Below are 20,399 nucleotides of genomic sequence, written 5' to 3'. Positions count from 1 at the left end.
CACGCACCCCGGTAACGGTCGCGTGTCGGTGTGGCGCCCGCCCCGCGCGCCCGAGCGCGGTCCGCCGAGCGGCGGCCACCAGCGCGGACCGGGACGAAGAAGATCGAAGGGGATGAACCGGACCGCTAACCGATGGTGAGCTCGCGCGATCCGATGGTCACGGTCAGTCGCCGGTCGGGTTCGGAGGGGCGCGTCGGGGCGGTCGTGGAAGTCGTGATCTCCGTCGCACTCGTCGTGGTGGTGGACGTCACCTGCGGGACCTTCGTGACGACCACCCTGGACGTCTCGGTGACCGTGCTCGGGGTCGCGCTGGTCGGGTCGACGCCCCCGCCGTGGTCCATCGGCGGGCCGTCGCCCGCCGGGGCCGAGGACGTGCGGCTGGGCTCGATCCGCTGCCCCTCAGCGGGTTTCGGCGGGCCGTCGTCGAGCAGGACGGCCGTGGTGATGCCGGTGAGCGCGGCGATCAGCGCGAACGTCACCGCCGGGAGGGGAAGTCGGGGCACGGTCGGCAAGGCTACGTGCGGGCACCCGGCGAAACGCCCATTGCCGACACCCTGTCCCACCATCGAGTGATACGCGCGTCCCGTCTCGCGGGACCCGGAGGTGGCGCGAATCCGAAGTGCGAGAGCATCCTTGTCCGCGCGGTGCGGGGGTGTCGCGCAGGAGGGAGGAGCTGTGCAGGAGTTGGACAGCTACGTCGCGGTGGGGGACAGCTTCACCGAGGGCCTGGACGATCCAGCACCCCACGGCGGGTATCTCGGGTGGGCCGACCGGTTGGCGGCCATGATCTCCTCGCGCCAGCGGGGGTTCAGGTACGCCAACCTGGCGATCCGGGGCAGGTTGCTCCAGGCGATCGTGGAGGAGCAGGTCCCGGTCGCGGTGGCGCTCAAGCCGAGCCTGGTGACGTTCTGCGCGGGCGGGAACGACCTGCTCATGCCAGGGGCGGACCCGGACGCGGTGGCCGAGGTGTACGAGATCGCGGTGGCCGAACTGCGGGCCACGGGCGCGGAGGTCGTGATCTTCACGGGCTTCGACCCGAGGCACGCGCCGGTGCTGCGCTCGCTGCGGGGCAAGGTGGCGATCTACAACTCGCACCTGTGGTCGGTGGCCGAGCGCTACAACTGCAAGGTCGTGGACCTGTGGTCGATGACGGTGCTGCACGACATCAGGGCGTGGGGTCCGGACCGGCTGCACCTGGCGCCCGAGGGGCACCAGCGGGTGGCGCTGCGGGTGGCCGAGCTGCTCGGCCACGAGCAGGAGGAGCAGTGGCGCACGCCGTGGCCGGTGGTCGCCGAGGACGACTGGATGACCCAGCGCAGGCAGGACCTGAAGTGGGCACGGGAGCACGTGGTCCCGTTCATCACCAGGCACCTGCGGGGCGCGTCGCTCGGTGACGGCGTCGTGCCGAAGCGGCCGGAGCTGCTGCCGATCAGCAGCGGCGAGAACAACTAGCCGGACGCGGGCCGGGACGCCTGAAGGCGACCCGGCCCGGCCGGCGCTCTCCCCCGAACGCCGGCCCGACCGGGTCGGGGTGGCTTTCCCCCCTGGGTGCTTGAGCCCCCCGGAACCACCCCTGGCGCGGGCGAGGCCCGCGCGCGCCGCCCAACCTGCCACGTTCGGCGGACGGCGGGCTAAACAGCCGCTAAAACACCCCGCCGAGGCCGTCCAGCGCGATCCGGACCGACGCCGCCCTCGGTGAGCCGAGCCGCTCGAACAGCCGCAGCGACTCCACCAGCTCGGCCCGCGCCGCCGACCGCTCGCCGCGCCGGGCCAGCACCGCGCCGAGGACCTGGCGGCCGAACGCCTCCTCGTACCGCATGGTCCCGCCGACCGCGAGCTGCACGGCCTGCCTCGCGCTCTCCTCGGCCTCCACCAGCAGGTCCAGCTCCGCGTACAGCTCGGCGAGGTTGCCGACCGCGAGGGCGTGGCCGCGCTGGTCGCCGGTGCGGTGGAACAGCTCCGCGGCCTGGAACTGGTGGCGCGCCGCGGTCTCCCTGCGCCCGGCGGCCTGCTCGGCCTGGGCGAGGTTGTTGAGCACGTGCGCCTCGCCGAGCACGTCGCCGTCGCGCCGGGCCGCCTCGACGGCCTCGCGGTAGCGGGTGATGGCCGCCCCGGTCTCGCCGGTCGCCAGCAGCGCGGAGGCGAGCTGGTCCAGCGCCAGCACCAGGTAGCGGGCCTCGCCGAGGCCCTCGGCGATCCGGTGCGCCCGCCGGGCGTCCGCGAGCGGACCGGGCGCCGGGCCGGTGCGCAGCGCCACGCTGTGCGCGGCGTGCAGCACCAGCACCTCGCCGCGCGGGTCGCCCTCGGCGCGGGCCGAGGCGAGCCCGATGGCGGCCAGCTCGGACCAGCCGTCGTCGACCGCGCGGACCGCGCAGCGGGTGTGCACGAGCCGGACCAGCTGCCACACCCGGCGGTGCAGGCCGCGCTCGGCGCCCGCCCTGGCCAGGGCGACGATGTTCGGCCACTCCTTGTCGAACCACAGCAGCGCCTGGCCGGACGTGGCGGGGCGGGCGGCGCGGTGGTCGGACTGGCCGGGGTCGAGGCCGTCGGTGGCCGGGCGCAGCAGCCTGCGGGCCCGGTCGCACGCGGCGAGGTAGTGGTCCAGGAGCCTGCCGAGGGCGGCGGCGGTGCGCTCGGGCGGGACGTCGGCGAGCAGCTCCCTGGCGTAGAGGCGGACCAGGTCGTGCAGGGCGTAGTCGCCGCGCCCGCGCTCCAGCAGCAGGTGCGCGTCGGCCAGCTCGGCGAGGCGGCGGGCCGCCGTGCCCGCGTCGGTCCGGCACAGCGCGGCGACGGCCTGCGCGGTGACCCTGCGGCCGGGGACCAGCCCGGCGGCGCGGAACACCTCGGCCAGCTCGTCGGGCAGCTCCCGGTAGGACAGGGCGAGCGCGCGGGCCACGCCGACGCCGCCGCCCGCGTCCGCGTCGGCGAGGTCGAGGGCGCGCAGGCGGGTGCTGTCGTCGGCGAGCGCGTCGACCAGCGACGCGACCGCCCACTCCGGACTGGAGACGAGCCTGGCGGCGGCGATCCGCAGCGCCAGCGGCAGGTTGCCGCACAGCCGGGCCAGGTCGCGGACCGCGTCGGGCTCCTGCTCGGACAGCGGCTTGCCCACGGCCTCGTCGACCAGCCGGGCCGACTCGTCCTCGGCGAGGACGTCCAGGGTGAGCACGCGGGCGCCCGCGCTGACCACCAGCGAGCCGAGGCGCAGCCTGCTGGTGACCAGGGCGAGCGAGCCGGAGCCGGGCGGCAGGAGCAGGCGGACGTGCTCGGCGTCGCGGGCGTCGTCCAGCACGACCAGGACGCGGCGGCCTGCCAGCACGGAGCGGTAGAGGCCGACCCGGTCGGCCGTCCCCCTGGGCACGGCGTCGGCGGGGACGCCCAGCGCGAGCAGGAACCTGGCCAGCACCTCGTCCGGGCCGACCCGCGCGCGCTCGTCGTCGGCGTGCCCGCCGAGCTGGGCGAACAGCAGGCCGTCGGGGAACTGGGCGGCCCTGCGGTGGCCCCAGGCGACGGCCAGCTCGCTCTTGCCGATGCCGGGCGGCCCGTCGAGGACGGCGGTGGTGGTGGCGTCCCGGTCGCGGGTGTCGCACAGCCGGTCGAGCCAGGCCAGCTCCTCGTCGCGGCCGACGAAGCCGCTGGCGGCGGCGGGCAGCTGGGCGGGCACGACCACGCCGGGACGTGGCGCGACGCCGGGGGTCTCGGGGGCCCTGGCGGGCAGCAGGGCCGGGTCGTCGCGCAGCACCCGCTCGTGCAAGGCGCGCAGGTCCGGGCCGGGGTCGATGCCCAGCTCGTCCACGAGCCTGCGGTGGAAGCGCTGGTAGGCGTCGAGGGCGTCGGCGCGGCGGCCGGAGCGGTAGAGGGCGAGGACGGCCTGGGCGACCAGGCGCTCGCGGAACGGGTGCTCGGCGACCAGCTGGCGCAGCTCCCCGACGACCTCCAGGTGGTGGCCCAGTTCCAGCTCGGCGGCGGCCCGCTCCTCCAAGGCGACCAGGCGCAGCTCGGCCAGGTCGCTGCCGGGGGCGTTGGGCACGTCGGCCAGCACCGGGCCGCGCCACAGCCGCAGCGCGTCGCGCAGCAGCGGGGCCCTGGACGTGGCGGGCTTGCCGCGCGCCGAGGAGATCAGCCTGCGGGCGCGGTGGTGGTCGAGGCGCCACGGGTCGACGGCCAGCTGGTAGCCGGGCGGGGTGGTGAGGATGCGCGCGGAGCCCGCCGGGTCCGCCGCGTCGAGGACCTTGCGCAGCCGCGAGACGTAGCCGTGGACGATGGTCCTGGCCGTCGCGGGCGGCTCGTCGCCCCACAGGCGGTCGACGAGCTCGTCGATCGGCACGACCCGGTTGGCCTCCAGGACCAGGACCGCCAGCAGCGCCCGCACCCCCCTGCGCCCGATCGCGATGGGCCCGCCGTCCGCGACCACCCTGAGCGGACCGAGGACGCCGAACTCGAGACCGCACCTGCTCCGGTCACCCATGTCCCTCCCCCCGCCGTCTTTCGTGAACCGGTCACACGTTCAGGTGCGCCACATCTCCCGGTGGATACCTGCGAGTAGTGTTTGTCCGGACAACTTCTGTGGTGCGATGACCGGACGACCGAACGGCGGTTGGGGTTTGGCCCCCGGATGCGCCGCAGTGCAGGAGGGCGAGTGCCGCGCGAGCCGATGGCGGTGGTGGACCGTGGCGCGGCGTGCCTGCTGGGCGGCGCGCTCGGCGACGCGCTCGGCGCGCCCGTGCAGTACCTGGGCCTGCCGGACATCCAGCGGGACCACGGGCCGGACGGGGTGCTGGAGCCGCCGTGGCCCGCGCTGGTGACCGACGACACGCAGCTGACGCTGTTCAGCGCGGACGGGTACCTGCGGGCGTGGGTGCGCGGGAAGCGCACCGGCGAGTGGGAGCCGGTCGACGAGGTGTGGAACAGCTACCGCAGGTGGCTGGTGACCCAGCAGTTCGCCGCGCCCGACGAGGGCGCCACCGGGCTGCTAGCGCAGGGGCGGCTGTACGCGAGCCGGTCGCCGGGCCTGACGTGCCTGCGCGCGCTGGCCGCCGACGTCCCGCCGACGCCGGAGGCGCCGATCAACGAGTCGTCGGGCTGCAACGGGGTGACCCGGACGGCCCCGGCGGGCTTCGCGCCGCACCCGGACATCGCGTACGACCTGGGGTGCCGGTTCGCGGCGCTGACGCACGGCGGCACCGGGGGGTGGGTGTCGGGCGGGGCGTTCGCGCTGCTGATCCACCTGCTGGCGGTGCGCGGGCGGCCGTTGCGCGAGGCGGTGGACCAGGTGATCGGGCGGGTGCTGCGGGACGACCCGTACACGGCGAACGCGCTGAACCGCGCGGTGGTGTACGCGGAGGAGCAGCGGGCGACCGGCGGACCGGTGCGGGTGGACCGGCTGGGGAGCGGGTGGACCGGGCCGGAGGCGCTGGCGATCGCGGTGCACACGGTGCTGGTGTACCCGAAGCGGTCGCAGGTGGTGGACGCGCTGCGGACGGCGGCGAACCACTCCGGCGGCAGCGACGCCACGGCCTCGCTGACGGGGAACATCCTGGGCGCGCTGCACGGCACGGCGGGACTGCCGCGCGAGTGGCTGGCGGGGCTGGAGCTGGTGGACGTGCTGGCCGCGCTCGGGGCGGACCTGGGGTGCTCGGTGTCGGGGCTGGAGTTCGACGAGTCGCTGTACGCGTGAGGGGTTGTGCCGAGGTTTGTGGCTGGCACGAGCCTCGGCGAGCGGGTGGCCGGCAGGCAGCGAGCGGTCGCGGTTGACCGCTCGCTGCGACGGCGCGGCGCAGGCTCAGGAAGGCGCTGCCGATCGCGATCGTGGTCTTCGAGCGCGCCCCGGTTCTCCTGCCCCCGATGCCGGACCCCAGGAGTCGGCGTGGCACACGCTGCTCGACCTCGGGGAGGAGCTGGACCGCCGCTGGTCCCTCATCGGCGGTCAGGTGGTCATGCTGGTCCTCGCCGAGCACGGGCGCCACGCGCACCGGGCGACCGACGACGGGGACGTCGTCCTCGGCCTGCTGCCGGAGGAGATCGGCAGGCAGGAGCGGCCCCCGCGCTCCGACTCCGGGCGTCCCGGCTTCGAGATCCCCGGCGGGAACCGGGCGCTCGTCCGCAGTGAGCGCCTGCCGGTTCGGCTCGGCGAGCGGGTGGGGCGGGCGCGGCGGGCTTCGGTGTGAGCGCGACCACCCGGTCGTGGGCGTGGGGGAATCCCCCGCGCCGGTCCCGGCGTTGTGATGAGAAGCCGTCCTCGGCCGCGCGTTCCCGAAAGCGTGCGACCGAGGTCGGCTCTCCCGCTGGTCGCCTGGGCGACGCCCCGAGCGCAGCACCTGGCTGACCTGCGTGGAGCGGGGAAAACCCCGTGCGCGGAACCGTAGCAGAGGTATTCGGCCCGGTCACGTGGTTCCGGGGAATCCGGCACCGTCCCTTGTGGATCTCCCCGGCCGCCGGGGAGCGGTCAGGGCGCGAGCGGCAGGCCCGGTGTGCGGTGGACCCTGCGGTCGGCGTCCACGGCGTGGACCTCGCAGCCCGGCCGGGACGCCGCCCACGCCACGCCCTCGCGGCCCAGGGCGAAGGCCGCCGTCGCGGTCGCGTCGGCCACCTCCAGCGAGCGGGCGACCACCGTCAGGCTCAGCAGGGAGGTCACCGGCTCGCCGGTCCTGGCGTCGACGATGTGGTCGCCGCGCTCGTAGCGCGCGGACGTCGCCACCGCCAGGCCGTCCACCTCCAGGACCGCGCAGAAGCGGTCCGGGTGATCCGGGTGGCGGACGCCCACCCGCCACGGGCCGCCCTCCGTCGCGACGTCGCCGCCCGCGTTCAGGACGAAGCGGGGCACGCCCGCCGACCGCAGCAGGTCCGCCGCCCGCTCGACGGCCCAGCCCTTCACCACCGCGCACGGGTCCAGCACCCCGCCCCTGCGGACCGCGAAGGCGCCCCCGGTGGCCTCCCGGTACCACTCGGACACCGCCAGGACGTGCGCCAGGTCGGGCGAGGGCTCGACGTCCTCGCCCCGGCCCAGCCTGCTCACCTCGCTGCCCGGCTTGAACGGGCTGAAGCGGGCGTCGACCTCGTGCAGCCACTCGAACACGTCCGCGACCGCCGCGCCGTGCCCGTCGCCGTCCGGGACGTTGACCGAGACCGGGAAGCCCATGACCTGCTCGACGTGGCGCACGGGCTCACTCCGCCGAGTCGATCGCCGACTGCAGCGACCTCACGTACGCGGCGCTGGTCGTGGTCGCGCCGGAGACCGAGTCGACCTCCGCGCTCTGCGCCTCCAGCGTCTCCTCCACCAGCACCGGCACCGCCTGCCGGGTGGGCGCGCTGCCCGGCTGCTTGAGCATGGTCACGGCGGTGATCCGGTCGCCCTCGTAGGTGAGCTGCACCTGGACCTGGCCGTACCGGGTCTCCTGCACCTCGCCCGCCACCACCCGGCCGGCCGCGGTCGAACCGGACCCGGACCCGGCCCCGGAGTCCGCCGGGACCTCGGCAGCCGCCACCGTCGTCGTCTCCGCCCGCGGCTCGTAGCGCCACAGCGGGACCAGGCCCGCGATGGTCAGCAGCAGGACCGGGATCGCCCTCTTCACGACTTCTCCTCCATGAGCGGCAACGTGGACAGCGGACTCATCGGGCCAGGGTGAAGCGCTCGGCGTGGACCTGGTTCGCAGGCACGCCCAGCTCCCGCAGGGACGCCAGCACCGCATCCGTCATCCGGCTCGGCCCGCACACGAACACGTCGCGCTCGCGCACGTCCGGCACCGCCGCGCCCAGCGCCCGCGCCCCGAGCGGCTGCGCGTCCGGGGCGTGGTCGGCCGTCGCGCCGGTCACCACGTGCAGCACCGCGCCCTTGGCACGCGCCAGCCCGCGCAGCTCGTCCAGCAGCACCGCGTCGCGCCGCTCGCTGACCCGGTACACCACCACGGCGTGCCCGCCGATCTCCTCCAGCAGCGCCCGCACCGGCGTCACCCCGACCCCGCCCGCGATCAGCAGCGCGTTCGGCCGGGTCCGGTGCAGCGCGGTGAACGCGCCGTACGGCCCCTCGGCGAACACGCGCGTGCCCGGCTTCAGCGAGCGCAGCGACGCGCTGCCCGCGCCGAGCGCCTTCGCGGTCAGCCGCAGCGAGCGGCCGTCCGGGGCGGCGGACAGGGAGAACGGGTTGGCCTGCCACCAGCGCCCGCGCTCCAGGAAGCGCCACAGGAAGAACTGGCCCGCGCGGGCGGGCAGCTTGTCCAGGTCGCGGCCGGTGATGTGGATCGACACGACGTCGTCCGACTCCGGCACGACGGCCGCCACGCGCAGCCGGTGCCGCAGGTTGCGCCACAGCGGCAGGCCGACCCGGCCGACCAGGACCGCCGCCAGCGCCGCGCCCCACAGCGCCCACCAGTAGGCGGTGGCCAGCGGCGAGGAGGTGAAGGTGGTGCCCGCGGCGACCTGGTGCGAGAACGCCAGCACCACGGCCAGGTACGCGTACAGGTGGATGAAGTGCCAGGTCTCGTAGGCGAGCCTGCGCCGCGCCCAGCGGGCGGACGCCCCGCCGACCACCAGGACCAGCACCACCGCGACCACGGCGCGCAGCACGCCCTCGACGGTGGTGGCCAGGTGCACCAGCTCGTCCAGCGGCGGCAGCGAGGCGAGCTGCGCGTAGCCGGTGGTGATGAACACCACGTGGGCCACCAGCAGCCACACCACCGAGATGCCGGTGACGCGGTGCCAGGCGGTGAGCCGGTCCATGCCGAGCCGCCGGTCGAACCACGGCAGCCTGGCCACCAGGAGCAGCTGGAACGCCAGCACCAGCGCCGCGTACAGGCCGGTGAGCCTGCCGAGCAGGATCAGCGCGTTCGAGCCGAATCCGGCCTGGGCGAACAGGACCGCGACCACGGCGGCGTTCGCGCCCAGCACGGCGTGGAGGCCGGTGCGGGCCGCCGCTCTCGGGCGCACCGCGGGCGCCTGGGCCTGGAGGGTTGTCACGGGGGCTCCTCGGGTGGGGACTGCCGCAAGCTTGGGCCGCGAAGCTGTGGCGGTCCTGTTCCGCACCTGTCGATCGGCTGTCGGAGCCTGTCGATTCGCTGTCGGCGGTCGATCCGGTACCGCGCGGGCCGCCGCCTGGCGCAGGATGTACGCGTGGAGAACGGTTCACCGGTCCGACTGCTCGTCGTCGACGACGAGCCGCACATCGCCGACCTGGTGGCCACGGTCGCCCGCTACGAGGGGTGGCAGGCGGTGACGGCGGGCAGCGGCGAGGCCGCGATCAGGGCCGCCCTGGACTTCCAGCCGGACATCGTGGTGCTGGACCTGATGCTGCCCGACGTGGACGGGTTCACCGTGCTGGACCGGCTGCGCGGCGAGGGCGCGATGGTGCCGGTGGTGTTCCTGACCGCGCGCGACGGCACCGCCGACCGGGTCGCGGGCCTGACCAGGGGCGGCGACGACTACCTGGTGAAGCCGTTCTCGGTGGAGGAGCTGATGGCGCGGCTGCGCGCGGTGCTGCGGCGCAGCACCGGGCCGTCGTGGAAGCGCTCGGTGCTGAAGGTGGCCGACCTGGTGCTGGACGAGGACACCCGCGAGGTGCGGCGCGGCGACCGGCTGGTGACGCTGACGCCGACCGAGTACGAGCTGCTGCGCTACCTGATGCGCCGCTCCCCCACGGTGCTGACCAAGGCGCAGATCCTGGACCACGTGTGGGAGTACGACTTCGGCGGGCGCTCGAACGTGGTGGAGCTGGTGGTGTCGCACCTGCGCCGCAAGCTGGACGTGGAGGGCGACGAGCCGCTGATCCACACCGTGCGCGGGGTGGGCTACGTGCTGCGCCGGGCGCCGAGCTGATGCGCGAGCTGGTCACCGGGCGCAGGATGCGGCTGGGCACCCGGCTCGCGCTGGGCCTGGGCGCGCTGGCGCTGGCGGTGTTCGGGCTGGTCGGGGCGCTGGTGGTGACCTCCATGGAGGACTACCTGGCGCGCAAGCTCGACGCGCAGATGAAGTCCACCCAGATCGCGCAGGAGAAGGACTTCAAGGAGAACGGCGACGTCCTCGGGCCGGTGTACGGCTGGTACTACGCGGTGTACGAGGTGCGGGACGGGGTGGCCGCGCCGCTGCCGACGCACAAGCTGCCCGACGACGACCGGCCGATGGCGAAGGTGGCCACGCTGGTCACCGGGAGCCAGCCGGTGTTCAAGACCGTCCACTTCGAGGGCGAGGGCACCTACCGGGTGCGCGGCTGCCCCGCGGGCAACGGGACCGTGCTGGTGAGCGCGGCCCCCATGGACGACCTGACCACGACCGTGCAGCAGCTGACCATGGTGCTGGTGGCGCTGTTCGCGCTGGCGCTGGTGGCGCTGGTGGTGGTCGGGCGGGCGGTGCTGCGGCGCGGGTTGCAGCCGCTGAGCGAGATGGCGCGCACCGCGCACGACATCACCTCGCACGACCTGACCGACTCGGCGCGGCTGCCGGTGCGCTCGGAGGGCTCGTACGGCGGGGTGGAGGTGGCCGAGCTGCGGACGGCGTTCAACACGATGCTGGAGCACATCGACAGCTCGCTGGCCGCGCGGACGGCGGCCGAGCAGCGGTTGCGCCGGTTCATCGCGGACGCCTCGCACGAGCTGCGCACGCCGCTGACCTCGATCCGGGGGTACGCGGACCTGTTCCGGTACGCGGCGGCCAACGCGCCGGAGGAGCGCGAGGCGCACCTGGAGAAGCTGCGGGCCGAGGCGGCGCGGATGAGCGTGCTGCTGGAGGAGCTGCTGCTGCTGGCGCGGTTGGACTCGGCGGAGGCCGAGCTGCCGGTGCGGCCGGAGAACGGCGACCTGGTGGAGCTGGTCGGGCAGGCGGTGGACGCGTTCCGGGTGGCGCGGCCGGGGCATCCGGTCGCGCTCGCGGTGGCGCACCCGAGGGTGCCGATGCGGTTCGACGCGGGGCGGTTGCGGCAGGTGCTGGACAACCTGCTGACCAACGCGGCGGTGCACACGCCCAAGGGCACGGCGGTGTCGGTGTCGGTGGACGTGGTGGGCGGCGACGCGGTGGTGCGGGTGAGCGACTCGGGCCCCGGCATCCCGGCGCGCGACCAGGAGCGGATCTTCGACCGGTTCTACCGGGTGGACCACTCGCGCACCCGCGACCGGGGCGGCAGCGGGCTGGGGCTGGCGGTGGCGCGGTCGCTGGTGGAGGCGCACCGGGGGCGGCTCGACCTGGAGAGCCGTCCGGGCTCGACGACGTTCACGATCACGCTGCCGCGCTGACGGCCCGCACCCGCCGGTCCGCGCGCACCGGTCTGGCGGCGCGAGGACAACCACCTTTCCGGTGAACTTCCCGCGCTCGTTCGGGAGCCGACCCGGAAACCCGATCAATGCGGTTCCCCGCGCGCGCTCCCGCCAACCCCCCGGACATCCCCGGCGGTGCGGTTTCCCGAAGCGCGGTGACGGTTTTCCGCCGGTTGCGCCGCCAGGGCGCAGGTCGTGGTCGGGATGCCCCGCCACTCCCCCGACCAGGTGCGGACCCCGCCCCTTCGCCGCCTGGAACCTCGTCGACGATTCCTCCCGGCGGGTGAACTGGCACCCCCTACAAAGGTCATAGGATCGCCCGCGCGAGCTTTCTTCCGATACCCGACGTCCCCGTATCGGGGCGTATTTCCGGCATTCCCCCGCACCTCCGTCCGGCGTGCCGGGACACCGAGGTCCCGGCGCGATCCGCAGACCCCCGGCGCAGCGGCCGGGGTGTGAGCGAGGGAGGTCCGGAAGATGGCTGTTCCCCGGAGAACCACCGCGGCGGTGGCGCTGGCCGCCGCCGCGCTGGCCGCGGCCCCGCACGCCGTGGCGCACGCGGCGCCCCCGGCCGAGCGGGTGGAGCAGGTGGCCGCCGCCGCGCCCGCCGCCTCCCGGTGCGGGCCGATGGACGTGGTGTTCGCGCTCGACGACACCGGCAGCATGGGCGGGGCCCTGAACAACATCAAGACCAGCATCAACGCGGTCGTCGGCGACGTGGTGTCCGCGTCCGGCGGGGACTACCGGCTGGGGCTGGTCACGTTCAAGGACTCGATCAACGTGGTCACCGGCCTCGCCGCGGGCAACGCGGGGACCGTGACCGGCTACGTGACGAACGTGCTGGCCGCGTCCGGCGGCGGGGGTGAGCCCGAGGCATCCGACGAGGCGCTGCGCACCGCCGTGTCGCTGCGCCCGGCGGCGGGCATCCCGCAGAACGCCGACTTCACCGGCCCGTGGCGCTCGAACGCGCGCAAGTTCGTGGTGCTGGTGACCGACGCCCGCCCCGGCGGCTTCGACGACGCCTTCACCGCCGCCGACCAGGCCAGCGCCACCGCCGTGGCGAACAGCGCGCTCGCGGCGGGCGTCAAGCTGTCGGCGGTCTACGTGCCCACCTCGCCGTCGATGACACCGACCATCGCGCCGATCATGCAGAACTACGCCACCACCACGAGCGGCGTCTACGTGCAGGCCCAGGCGGACGGCAGCGGCACCGCCGACGCGATCCGCAAGGCGCTGTCCGACTGCCGCCGCACCGACGTGTTCATGCGGGACCAGACCACCGACAACGGGGTCGAGGTCAACCCGAACGGCTCGGTGTGGGCCAGCCCGGACATCAAGGTCTGCCCGACCACGGCGGACTGCGCCACGACCTACCAGCCGCCCGTGGGCTCCACGAGCTGGATCCACGTGCGGCTGAACAACCCCGGCCCGTACGGGTCCGGCACGGGCGCGGGCACGCTCAAGCTGTACTGGGTGAACCCGAGCGGGTCGACGGTGTGGAACGAGGCGACCGGCGGCGACTGGACGTTCATCGGCCAGCAGGCCGCGACCGTCCCGGCGGGCACGACCGTGGTGAAGGTGCCGTGGACGAACGTGCCGGGCCCCGGCCACTTCTGCCTGCTGGCGCGCTGGGTGTCCGCGAACGACCCGATGACCCACGTCGAGGGCGCCAACACCGCGCAGAACGCGAAGAACAACAACAACATCGCGTGGCGGAACGTGGACACCGTGCGGGTGCGCCCGACCGTTCCGGGCCGCACGAGCTTCACCCTGGGCAACGCGGTGGAGAAGGAGATCCGCACCGACCTGCTGTTCACCAGCCCCGGCAAGCCGTTCGTCGGCGCGGGCAAGGTCGTGGTGGACCTGGGCCGGGAGCTGTTCGAGCGGTGGCAGGCCTCCGGCGGGCAGGCGCGCGGGATCGAGCGGGTCGGCGAGAGCGCCGTGCAGGTGCTCGACCCGAAGCAGGCGGCGCTGATCGGGATCGCGGTGCGGCCCGGCGAGCGGTTCACGGCGGGCCTGGAGTTCCACGGCGGCGAGCCGGGCGGCGAGTACCTGCTGCACGTGGTGCAGCGCCTGGGCGACGAGGAGCTGGGCGGCGTCGCGTACCAGGTCCTGGTGGAGAAGGAGTAGGCGCGCGGGAGCCCTGAGCGGGCGGTGGTAACGGCCGGGCGGCCCCGAACCTGAGGGGGGTCGCCCGGTCCGCTCAGGAAAAGTCCGGTTAGTCCTCAACTCGGCGAGGCCGTTGGCGTTCCCCCGATCGAGACCGGCAAACAGAGTCCGGCGAAGAGAGCGGAGCACCGTCGTGCCGTTCACCAGCAACCGAGTCAGAGCGGAACTCGCGCGAGCACTGGCGGCGTTGGCCGAGGCGGAGCAGGACACCGCCGCGGTGACCGCCGTGGTCAAGGCGCTGGACGGGGTCAAGTCCTCCCGCGACGCCGCCAAGGCCGCACTGGACGTCGTCAGGCAGCGGTTCGGCTGGGTGTACGGCTCCTACTGGCAGGTGGACGGGACGGGTGGGGCGCTGCGGTTCGCGGTCGAGTCCGGCGACGCGGGCGAGGAGTTCCGCGCGGTCACCCGCGAGGCCTCGTTCGCCGAGGGCGTCGGCCTGTCCGGACGGGCCTGGCGCAGCCGCGACCTGGTGTTCGTCGGGGACCTCGGCACGCTGCGGGACTGCGTGCGCGCGCCCGTCGCGCAGAAGGTCGGCGTGAAGTCCGGCATCTGCTTCCCGCTGACCGAGAACGGCCGGGTCGTCGGCACGATGGACTTCTTCTCCCTGGAGGAGCTGAACCCGTCCAAGCAGCGCCTGGAGGTGCTGCGCAGCATCGGGCTGCTGGTCGCCCAGGCCATGGAGCGGGTGGTCGACGTCGAGCGCCAGGCCGCGTCGGCGCTGGACATCCAGGCGGTGAACGCGGTGCTGCGCGGGCTGGGCTCGGCCACCTCCGAGGAGGAGGCGACCCGGCAGGCGCTGGACACGGTGCGCAGCGAGTTCGGCTGGGCGTACGGCTCGTTCTGGGCGGTGGACCCGACCGGGCAGGAGCTGCGGTACGTCACCGAGTCCGGCGACGCGGGCGAGGAGTTCCGCAAGATCACCCGCGAGGCCTCGTTCCGGCAGGGCGTGGGGCTCGCGGGGCGGGCCTGGAAGTCGCGCGAGATGCTGTTCGTCCCGGACCTGGCCGACATGACCGACTGCGTGCGGGCGCCCGCGGCGCGGCGGGTGGGCGTGAAGTCCGGGGTGTGCCTGCCGCTGGTCGTGCACGGCGCGGTCGTGGGCACGATGGACTTCTTCTCCCTGTCGGAGATCGAGCTGACCGAGAGCCGGGCGGACGCGCTGCGCAACACCGCGTTCCTGGTGTCGCAGTCGTTGGAGCGGATCAGGGAGACGACCCGGATCAGCTCGGCGGGCGCGGAGCTGGTCACCTCCATCGAGGAGGTCGAGCGCAACGTCGTGCAGGCGACGGGGGTCGCGGCCGAGGCCGCCACGCTGACCAGCGGCGCGAACCAGGCGGTCGGCAGGCTGGCGCAGTCCAGCAACGAGGTCGGCGACGTCGTGAAGGTCATCAACAGCATCGCCGAGCAGACCAACCTGCTCGCCCTGAACGCCACCATCGAGGCCGCGCGCGCCGGTGACGCGGGCAAGGGCTTCGCCGTCGTCGCGAACGAGGTCAAGGACCTCGCGCAGGGCACCGCCCGCGCGACCGAGGACGTGGCGCGGCTGATCAGCGCGATCCAGTCCGACGCGAGCAGCGTGGTGACCTCGCTGGCCGAGATCGAGCACATCGTCGACCGGATCAACGAGACCCAGACGATGATCGGCGGTGTGCTGACCGAGCAGGCCGCCGTCACCCGCGACATCGTCGGGGCCTGACCTCTCCTCCACCCGCGCCCTCCACGCGCGTCTTCCACGCTCACCCGCTCGTGCGACCCGCGCCACGTCCTCCCGGATTCCCCTCAGGAGGCGTGGCGCGCGGCCGTTCGGGGCCACAAGACCTGGTCACCCGACCGGGCAACCACCCCACCGCAGAGGGAGCACCATGGGCAACCCCACGGACCGATCCGCCACCACCGGCGCGGGGTGGTGGACGAACGCGCGCGTGAGCGTGAAGATCCTGCTCGCCGTCGGCGTCGTCGCACTGGTCGCGCTGGTGACCGGCGCGGTGTCGTGGGTGCGCCTGGACACGCTGAACGAGCAGGTCCAGGGCATCAAGAACGAGAGCATGGTCCGGCAGGCGAACCTGCTGCGCGTGCAGAACGCGACAGCCGCCATGTACCGGGGCATGTACCTGTTCGGCACCGCGGACTCGGCCGAGGGCAAGGCCGAGGGCGAGAAGCTGGTCAAGGACGCCGAGTCCGAGCTGGACGCGGCGGGCTCCGCCTACACCTCCACGCCGTCGACCAGTGCCGGGTGGCGCCAGCAGGTCGAGCTGTACGGCGCCTCCTGGAACACCTACCGGGGACTGCTGAACGTCGTGCTGTTCGGCGACGCGGCCCCGGCGGGCGTGACCGTGCCGACGAGCGTGGCCGAGCTGGGCAAGGCGTTCACCGACTCCGAGAACGGCATGAACTCCGCGATCGACGCGCTGTCGGCGCTGGAGCAGGCCGAGGGCCAGGCGGCGGCCGAGGCCGCCGACTCGACCGTCGCGTCCGCCCGGCTGTGGACGGTCGGGGTGCTGGTGGTCGGGCTCGCGCTGGCGCTGCTGCTGGCGCTGCTGACCGGTCGCAGCATCGGGCGGCGGTTGGAGCGGGTGCGCGACGTGCTGGCCTCGATGGCCGACGGCGACCTGACCGGGTCGGCGCCGGTGGACTCGCGTGACGAGGTCGGCGAGATGGCGGTGGCGGTGAACCGGGCCACCGAGAACGTGCGGGGCGCGGTGTCCGCGCTGGCGGGCAGCGCGCAGGCGCTCGCGGTGAACTCGCGGCAGCTCAGCTCCTCGGCGGACCGGATCGCCGGGAGCGCGCAGGACACCGCCGGGCGGACCGACGAGCTGGCCGAGACCTCGGAGGAGGTCTCGCGGAACGTGCAGACCGTCGCCGCCGGGGCCGAGCAGATGGGCGCGGCGATCCAGGAGATCTCGCAGTCCGCGAGCGACGCGGCGGACGTGGCGGCGCAGGCCGTGCAGGCCGCCGCGGTGACCAACGCGACCGTGGCGAAGCTGGGCGAGTCGTCGGTGGAGATCGGCAACGTGGTCAAGGTGATCACCTCGATCGCGGAGCAGACCAACCTGCTCGCGCTGAACGCCACCATCGAGGCCGCGCGCGCCGGTGAGGCGGGCAAGGGCTTCGCGGTGGTCGCCAACGAGGTCAAGGACCTGGCCCAGGAGACGGCTCGGGCCACCGAGGACATCTCGCGGCGGGTGGAGGCGATCCAGGCCGACACCGGCGGCGCGGTGACCGCGATCGAGGAGATCGGGCAGATCATCGCCCGGATCAACGACTACCAGCTGACCATCGCCTCGGCGGTGGAGGAGCAGACCGCCACCACGCAGGAGATGAACCGCGGCATCAACGAGGCCGCGGTCGGGACCACCCGGATCGCCGGGAGCATCTCGACGGTGGCCGGGGCGACCCGGACCACCTCGGCGACCGTGGTGGAGACGCAGGGCGCGGCCATGGAGCTGTCCCGGATGTCGGCCGAGCTGCAGGAGCAGGTGGACCGGTTCCGGATCTGAGGTCGGGCGGGGGCGCGCCCCCGCGCAGGGACCACCGGGAGGTCGGCGGGCTGACCCGCCGGCCTCCCGGTGCCGTTTCCGGCGGTTTCTCGCCCTCGGCGCTCAGGCCCGGCGGCCCTCCAGGAGGGACTGGGCGAGCGGGGTGAGGGAGTGCAGCACGGTGCGGCCCTCGCGCCTGCTCACCACCAGGCCGGAGTCGCGCAGCACGCCCACGTGCTCGCTCGCCGAGGCCGGTGACAGCCGCAGCCTGGCCGCCAGCTCGGTCGTGGTGGCCGTCCCGGTGAGCGCGGCCAGCACGGCGGCGCGCGTGCGGCCGAGCAGCGCGCCGAGCGAGCGGGACCGGTCGGGCGTCCAGTTGGCCGGGTGGCGGACCGGGTAGACGATCACCGGGGGCAGCGCGGGGTCCACCAGCGCCACCGGGTTGCCCCAGCAGAAGTAGGACGGGACCAGCAGCGCGCCGCGCCCGCCGAGCCGGACGTCCAGCGGCTTCGGGTAGTCGGCCTCCAGCACCGGCGGGTTCCACCGCAGGGTGGGGCGCAGGGTCTCCAGCGCGGCGTCGACGCCGGCGTCCAGGATGGTCCGCCCGAGCGCCGCGCGCTCCGCCGCGACGGCCGCCTGCGCGTCCTCCCACGCCGGGCGCACGAGCACGTCGTGCACGCCCTTGAGCGCGCTCACGAGCTCGTCAAGGGCGTCCCGGTCGCTCCTGGCCACCCGGTGCGCCCACGCGGGAAGCGGGCGGCTGCGGGCCGCGTAGGCGATGTCGCCGAGCAGCCGCAGCGACGGCGTGCCGCGCACCGCCTCCAGCCCCGCCGCGACGCCGTGCCGCCCCTCGGCCGGGGTGAGGAAGTCCGGGAAGTAGCCCTCGCGCGGCACCAGCTGGCGGACCATCCGCACCTGGGCCTGCGCCCCGCGCTCCACCACCGCGAGCCGGGCGCGGTTGCGCCACGGCTCGAACACCGGCACGTCGTCGTTCGCCAGGCGGTAGAGGCCGAGCACGGTCTCCCAGAGGGGGTCGGGGTCGCGGGCCACCCTGGTGCGGGCTAAGTCGGCGTCCGTGAAGTGGATGCGCAACACGGCCACCGACGCTAACGACCGGATCGGACGAGCACAGCGGTTCCGGGCAGCACGCACCGAACAGAGCAACGCTTCCGGCAGCCACGTCGAGAGCAAGAGCAACAAGCCAAAGCTTCCGTCCCCCCTCCGGGAGGACGGGGACCACCCCGCCTCGCACACCGAATGCGCAGGTCGTTTTCCACGTGACCGAAGGTCGAACCGGAGAGCGCGCCACGCGTGGCGCCCGCGCCGCCACTCCGCGCGGCGCTCCGAAGTCCGCGCCACCGCCGCGCGGCCCGTCTTGAAACAAATCAACGAACAACGACCGATAACCGAAAGCGAGCCACATCGCCGCCCGCGCAGGAAAGGGGTCCACACCGGACCGCACCAGCGCGGGAGCGCGTCGCGCCGCACCGCGCGCGGGAATCCCCGGAACCCTCGGCCCGCACCGCCGAACACCTCCGCCCGACCGCGCGCATTCCGGTTCGGACACCCGGCGGGAACCCCCGGCGGACGCCCCGGAAAAAGCGGAACCCCCGCCCCGCGCGGAAACGCGGAACGGGGGCGCGGAGCCGGTGGCGGGACTTGAACCCGCAACCTTTCGCTTACAAGGCGAGTGCTCTGCCAATTGAGCTACACCGGCGTGACCTTCGGCCCTTGCTGCCTTCCGGGCGGAAGCCTGGCACATCGTAAGTGGTCCCCACTCGTGCCACCTGCGCCGAGCGGTGCGCTCAGCCGGTCGAGCGGTTGGGCCATCCGCAGGACGGGGGTACCGTCCACACGGCTGCGGGAGAGCTGGAAACCGCTGGCCAGCGGTATCGACGATGCTCGACGCACCGTGATCAACTCACCGGGGCAGGGTCCCCCTATCAGGGGTGTCCGATGCCACAGCTACTGGTGTGGCGATGTCGGCGTGGCGCAGTGACGATCTTGGCGGAGGTGAGCACTGGTGTCGACCAGGCGCAAGCGGTACCGGGAGCCCGCGACGCTGCCCGACCTGTGGCGTCCCGTCGAGGGTCCGTCCCTGCCGGACGCACCCGTCGTCCACCTGGTGCTGGACCTGGCCCTGCGCGTGGGCGAGGTCCAGCTGGCCAGCGGGGCGGGCGCGGCCGACGTGGCGGCGACGGTGAGCGCGGTGGCCCAGGCCTACGGGATGCCGAGGGTCGAGGTGGACGTGACGTTCACCGCGATCACCGTGTCCTGCCACCGGGGCACCTCGGCCGCCCCGGTGACCTCGCTGCGCGTGGTGCGCTCGCGCGGCCTGGACTACACCCGGCTGGACACGCTGGAGGACCTGATCCGGCGGATCGCCGAGAACGAGGTGACCGCCGAGGAGGCCTACGCCGAGCTGGACCGCATCACCACCGCGCCGCACCCGTACCCCCGCTGGGTGGCCACGGCGGCGTGGGCGGGCATGGCGGCCTCGGTGGCGCTGCTGGTGGGCGGCGGCCTCCTGCTGGCGCTGTCGGCCGCCCTGGTGACCGCGCTCGTCGACCGGGTCGGCCGCCTGCTGAACCGGCGCTCGCTGCCCTTCTTCTTCCAGCAGGCGGCGGGCGGCGTCCTGGCGACCGCGTTCGCGCTCGCCCTCTACGCCACCGACCTGCTGCCCGGCGTGCGCCCGTCGCTGCTGGTGGCCACCGGCATCGTGGTGCTGCTGTCCGGCCTGTCCCTGGTCGGCACCGTGCAGGACGCCATAACGGGATACAACGTCACGGCGGCCGGCCGGTTCGTGGAGATCGTCATGCTCACCTCGGGCCTGATCGCGGGCGTCGCGCTGACCCTGCGCGCGGGCGTGCAGCTCGGCGTGCTGACCACGATGGCCGACCCGCTGCCCGCGCTGATCTCCACCGTGCCGCTCCAGCTGGCCACCGGGGCCGCCACGTCCATGTTCTTCGCGCTGGCCAGCTACGCCCGCCCCAAGGCGCTGATGGTGGCCGCGTGCGCGGGCGCGGTGGGCACCACCTCGTACGGGCTGCTCGCGGTCACCGGCCTGAACACCATCGTCTGCGCCGCCGCCGCGGCCACCCTGGTCGGCTTCGTCGGCGCGCTGGTGTCCCGCAAGCTGCGCACCCCGCCGCTGGTGGTGGCGGTCGCGGGCATGGTGCCGCTGCTGCCCGGCTGGACGATCTACCGGGGCCTGTACCAGCTGACCGCGGACGGCGACCCGGCCGGGCTGTCCACACTGGTCTACGCGGGCGGCACCGCGCTCGCGCTGGCCAGCGGCGTGGCGCTCGGCGAGTTCCTCGGCGAGCCGGTGCGCACCGGCTTCGGCAGGCTGGAGCGGCGCCTGGCGGGGCCCCGGCTGTCCGGCCCGCTGTGGCCAACGCGACGTCGTTCGGAGTAATCCCACAGGTGAACCCGGTGTGACGGGGGTGACGGCAGGGCATCCAGCCCCCGCACCCCCACTAACCTCGTGCGTGGGCGAGACGAATCCTTGAGGAGGCGC

15 protein-coding genes and 1 tRNA gene are annotated in these 20,399 nt (G+C 74.3%); 9 read left to right on the top strand and 7 right to left on the bottom strand.

Features of this window, described 5'->3' with window-relative positions; all coding sequences use genetic code 11:
* Positions 1-125: 125 nt before the first annotated feature.
* Positions 126-503 carry a hypothetical protein gene (locus AMIR_RS01960; RefSeq protein WP_143760617.1) on the bottom strand — a complete coding sequence of 126 codons (378 nt, stop codon included), beginning with the start codon at positions 501-503 and terminating at the stop codon, positions 126-128.
* Between the two features lie 172 nt (positions 504-675).
* On the opposite strand from AMIR_RS01960, the gene AMIR_RS01955 reads away from it, so the two are divergent.
* Complete coding sequence (locus AMIR_RS01955; protein ID WP_012783016.1) at positions 676-1,452, top strand: SGNH/GDSL hydrolase family protein; 777 nt, start codon at positions 676-678, stop codon at positions 1,450-1,452.
* A 190-nt stretch (positions 1,453-1,642) separates the two neighbouring features.
* On the opposite strand, the gene AMIR_RS01950 is transcribed toward AMIR_RS01955, so the two are convergent.
* Positions 1,643-4,465 (bottom strand): AfsR/SARP family transcriptional regulator, encoded by a 2,823-nt coding sequence (locus tag AMIR_RS01950; RefSeq protein ID WP_012783015.1) that lies wholly within the window; start codon positions 4,463-4,465, stop codon positions 1,643-1,645.
* A gap of 171 nt (positions 4,466-4,636) precedes the next feature.
* Between AMIR_RS01950 and AMIR_RS01945 the strand changes: the two genes are divergently transcribed.
* Positions 4,637-5,674: an ADP-ribosylglycohydrolase family protein gene (locus tag AMIR_RS01945; protein WP_012783014.1), complete on the top strand. Its 1,038-nt coding sequence runs from the start codon at positions 4,637-4,639 to the stop codon at positions 5,672-5,674.
* A gap of 73 nt (positions 5,675-5,747) precedes the next feature.
* Positions 5,748-6,164 (top strand): hypothetical protein, encoded by a 417-nt coding sequence (locus AMIR_RS38635; RefSeq protein ID WP_143760616.1) that lies wholly within the window; start codon positions 5,748-5,750, stop codon positions 6,162-6,164.
* 278 nt (positions 6,165-6,442) lie between these two features.
* On the opposite strand, the gene AMIR_RS01935 is transcribed toward AMIR_RS38635, so the two are convergent.
* Genes AMIR_RS01935 through AMIR_RS01925 form a run of 3 tightly spaced genes read right to left on the bottom strand, consistent with a single transcriptional unit; the run spans position 6,443 to position 8,949 of the window.
* Positions 6,443-7,156: an FAD:protein FMN transferase gene (locus AMIR_RS01935; RefSeq protein WP_012783012.1), complete on the bottom strand. Its 714-nt coding sequence runs from the start codon at positions 7,154-7,156 to the stop codon at positions 6,443-6,445.
* Positions 7,157-7,160: 4 nt separating this feature from the next.
* On the bottom strand, positions 7,161-7,568 hold the full coding sequence (locus AMIR_RS01930; protein WP_012783011.1) for an FMN-binding protein: 408 nt from the start codon (positions 7,566-7,568) through the stop codon (positions 7,161-7,163).
* 37 nt (positions 7,569-7,605) lie between these two features.
* Entirely contained in the window at positions 7,606-8,949 is a 1,344-nt protein-coding gene (locus tag AMIR_RS01925; RefSeq protein ID WP_012783010.1) for a ferredoxin reductase family protein, read from the bottom strand.
* 153 nt (positions 8,950-9,102) lie between these two features.
* Between AMIR_RS01925 and AMIR_RS01920 the strand changes: the two genes are divergently transcribed.
* The 5 genes from AMIR_RS01920 (at position 9,103) to AMIR_RS01900 (ending at position 16,900) form a co-directional block, all read left to right on the top strand.
* Positions 9,103-9,804, top strand: a complete 702-nt coding sequence (locus AMIR_RS01920) for a response regulator transcription factor (RefSeq protein ID WP_012783009.1) — start codon at positions 9,103-9,105, stop codon at positions 9,802-9,804.
* Positions 9,804-11,213, top strand: a complete 1,410-nt coding sequence (locus AMIR_RS01915; RefSeq protein ID WP_012783008.1) for a HAMP domain-containing sensor histidine kinase — start codon at positions 9,804-9,806, stop codon at positions 11,211-11,213. The genes AMIR_RS01920 and AMIR_RS01915 overlap by 1 nt, the downstream gene beginning before the upstream one ends.
* Before the next feature lie 498 nt (positions 11,214-11,711).
* A complete protein-coding gene (locus AMIR_RS01910; protein WP_012783007.1) occupies positions 11,712-13,364 on the top strand; it encodes a vWA domain-containing protein in 1,653 nt (550 codons plus the stop codon).
* A gap of 172 nt (positions 13,365-13,536) precedes the next feature.
* Positions 13,537-15,099: a GAF domain-containing protein gene (locus AMIR_RS42560; RefSeq protein WP_012783006.1), complete on the top strand. Its 1,563-nt coding sequence runs from the start codon at positions 13,537-13,539 to the stop codon at positions 15,097-15,099.
* 226 nt (positions 15,100-15,325) lie between these two features.
* A complete protein-coding gene (locus AMIR_RS01900) occupies positions 15,326-16,900 on the top strand; it encodes a methyl-accepting chemotaxis protein (RefSeq protein ID WP_205590369.1) in 1,575 nt (524 codons plus the stop codon).
* A 102-nt stretch (positions 16,901-17,002) separates the two neighbouring features.
* On the opposite strand, the gene AMIR_RS01895 is transcribed toward AMIR_RS01900, so the two are convergent.
* Both AMIR_RS01895 and AMIR_RS01890 read right to left on the bottom strand, forming a co-directional pair.
* Positions 17,003-17,974 (bottom strand): helix-turn-helix domain-containing protein, encoded by a 972-nt coding sequence (locus AMIR_RS01895; RefSeq protein ID WP_041837279.1) that lies wholly within the window; start codon positions 17,972-17,974, stop codon positions 17,003-17,005.
* A 549-nt stretch (positions 17,975-18,523) separates the two neighbouring features.
* Positions 18,524-18,596: transfer RNA gene (locus tag AMIR_RS01890), tRNA-Thr, on the bottom strand.
* 306 nt (positions 18,597-18,902) lie between these two features.
* Between AMIR_RS01890 and AMIR_RS01885 the strand changes: the two genes are divergently transcribed.
* Positions 18,903-20,297: a threonine/serine exporter family protein gene (locus AMIR_RS01885; protein WP_012783003.1), complete on the top strand. Its 1,395-nt coding sequence runs from the start codon at positions 18,903-18,905 to the stop codon at positions 20,295-20,297.
* Positions 20,298-20,399 lie beyond the last annotated feature (102 nt).

This window comes from Actinosynnema mirum DSM 43827, assembly GCF_000023245.1.
GTDB classification, from domain to species: Bacteria; Actinomycetota; Actinomycetes; order Mycobacteriales; family Pseudonocardiaceae; genus Actinosynnema; species Actinosynnema mirum.
Note: the sequence above shows the minus strand (reverse complement) of the source record. Positions and strands in the feature narration are given on the sequence as shown.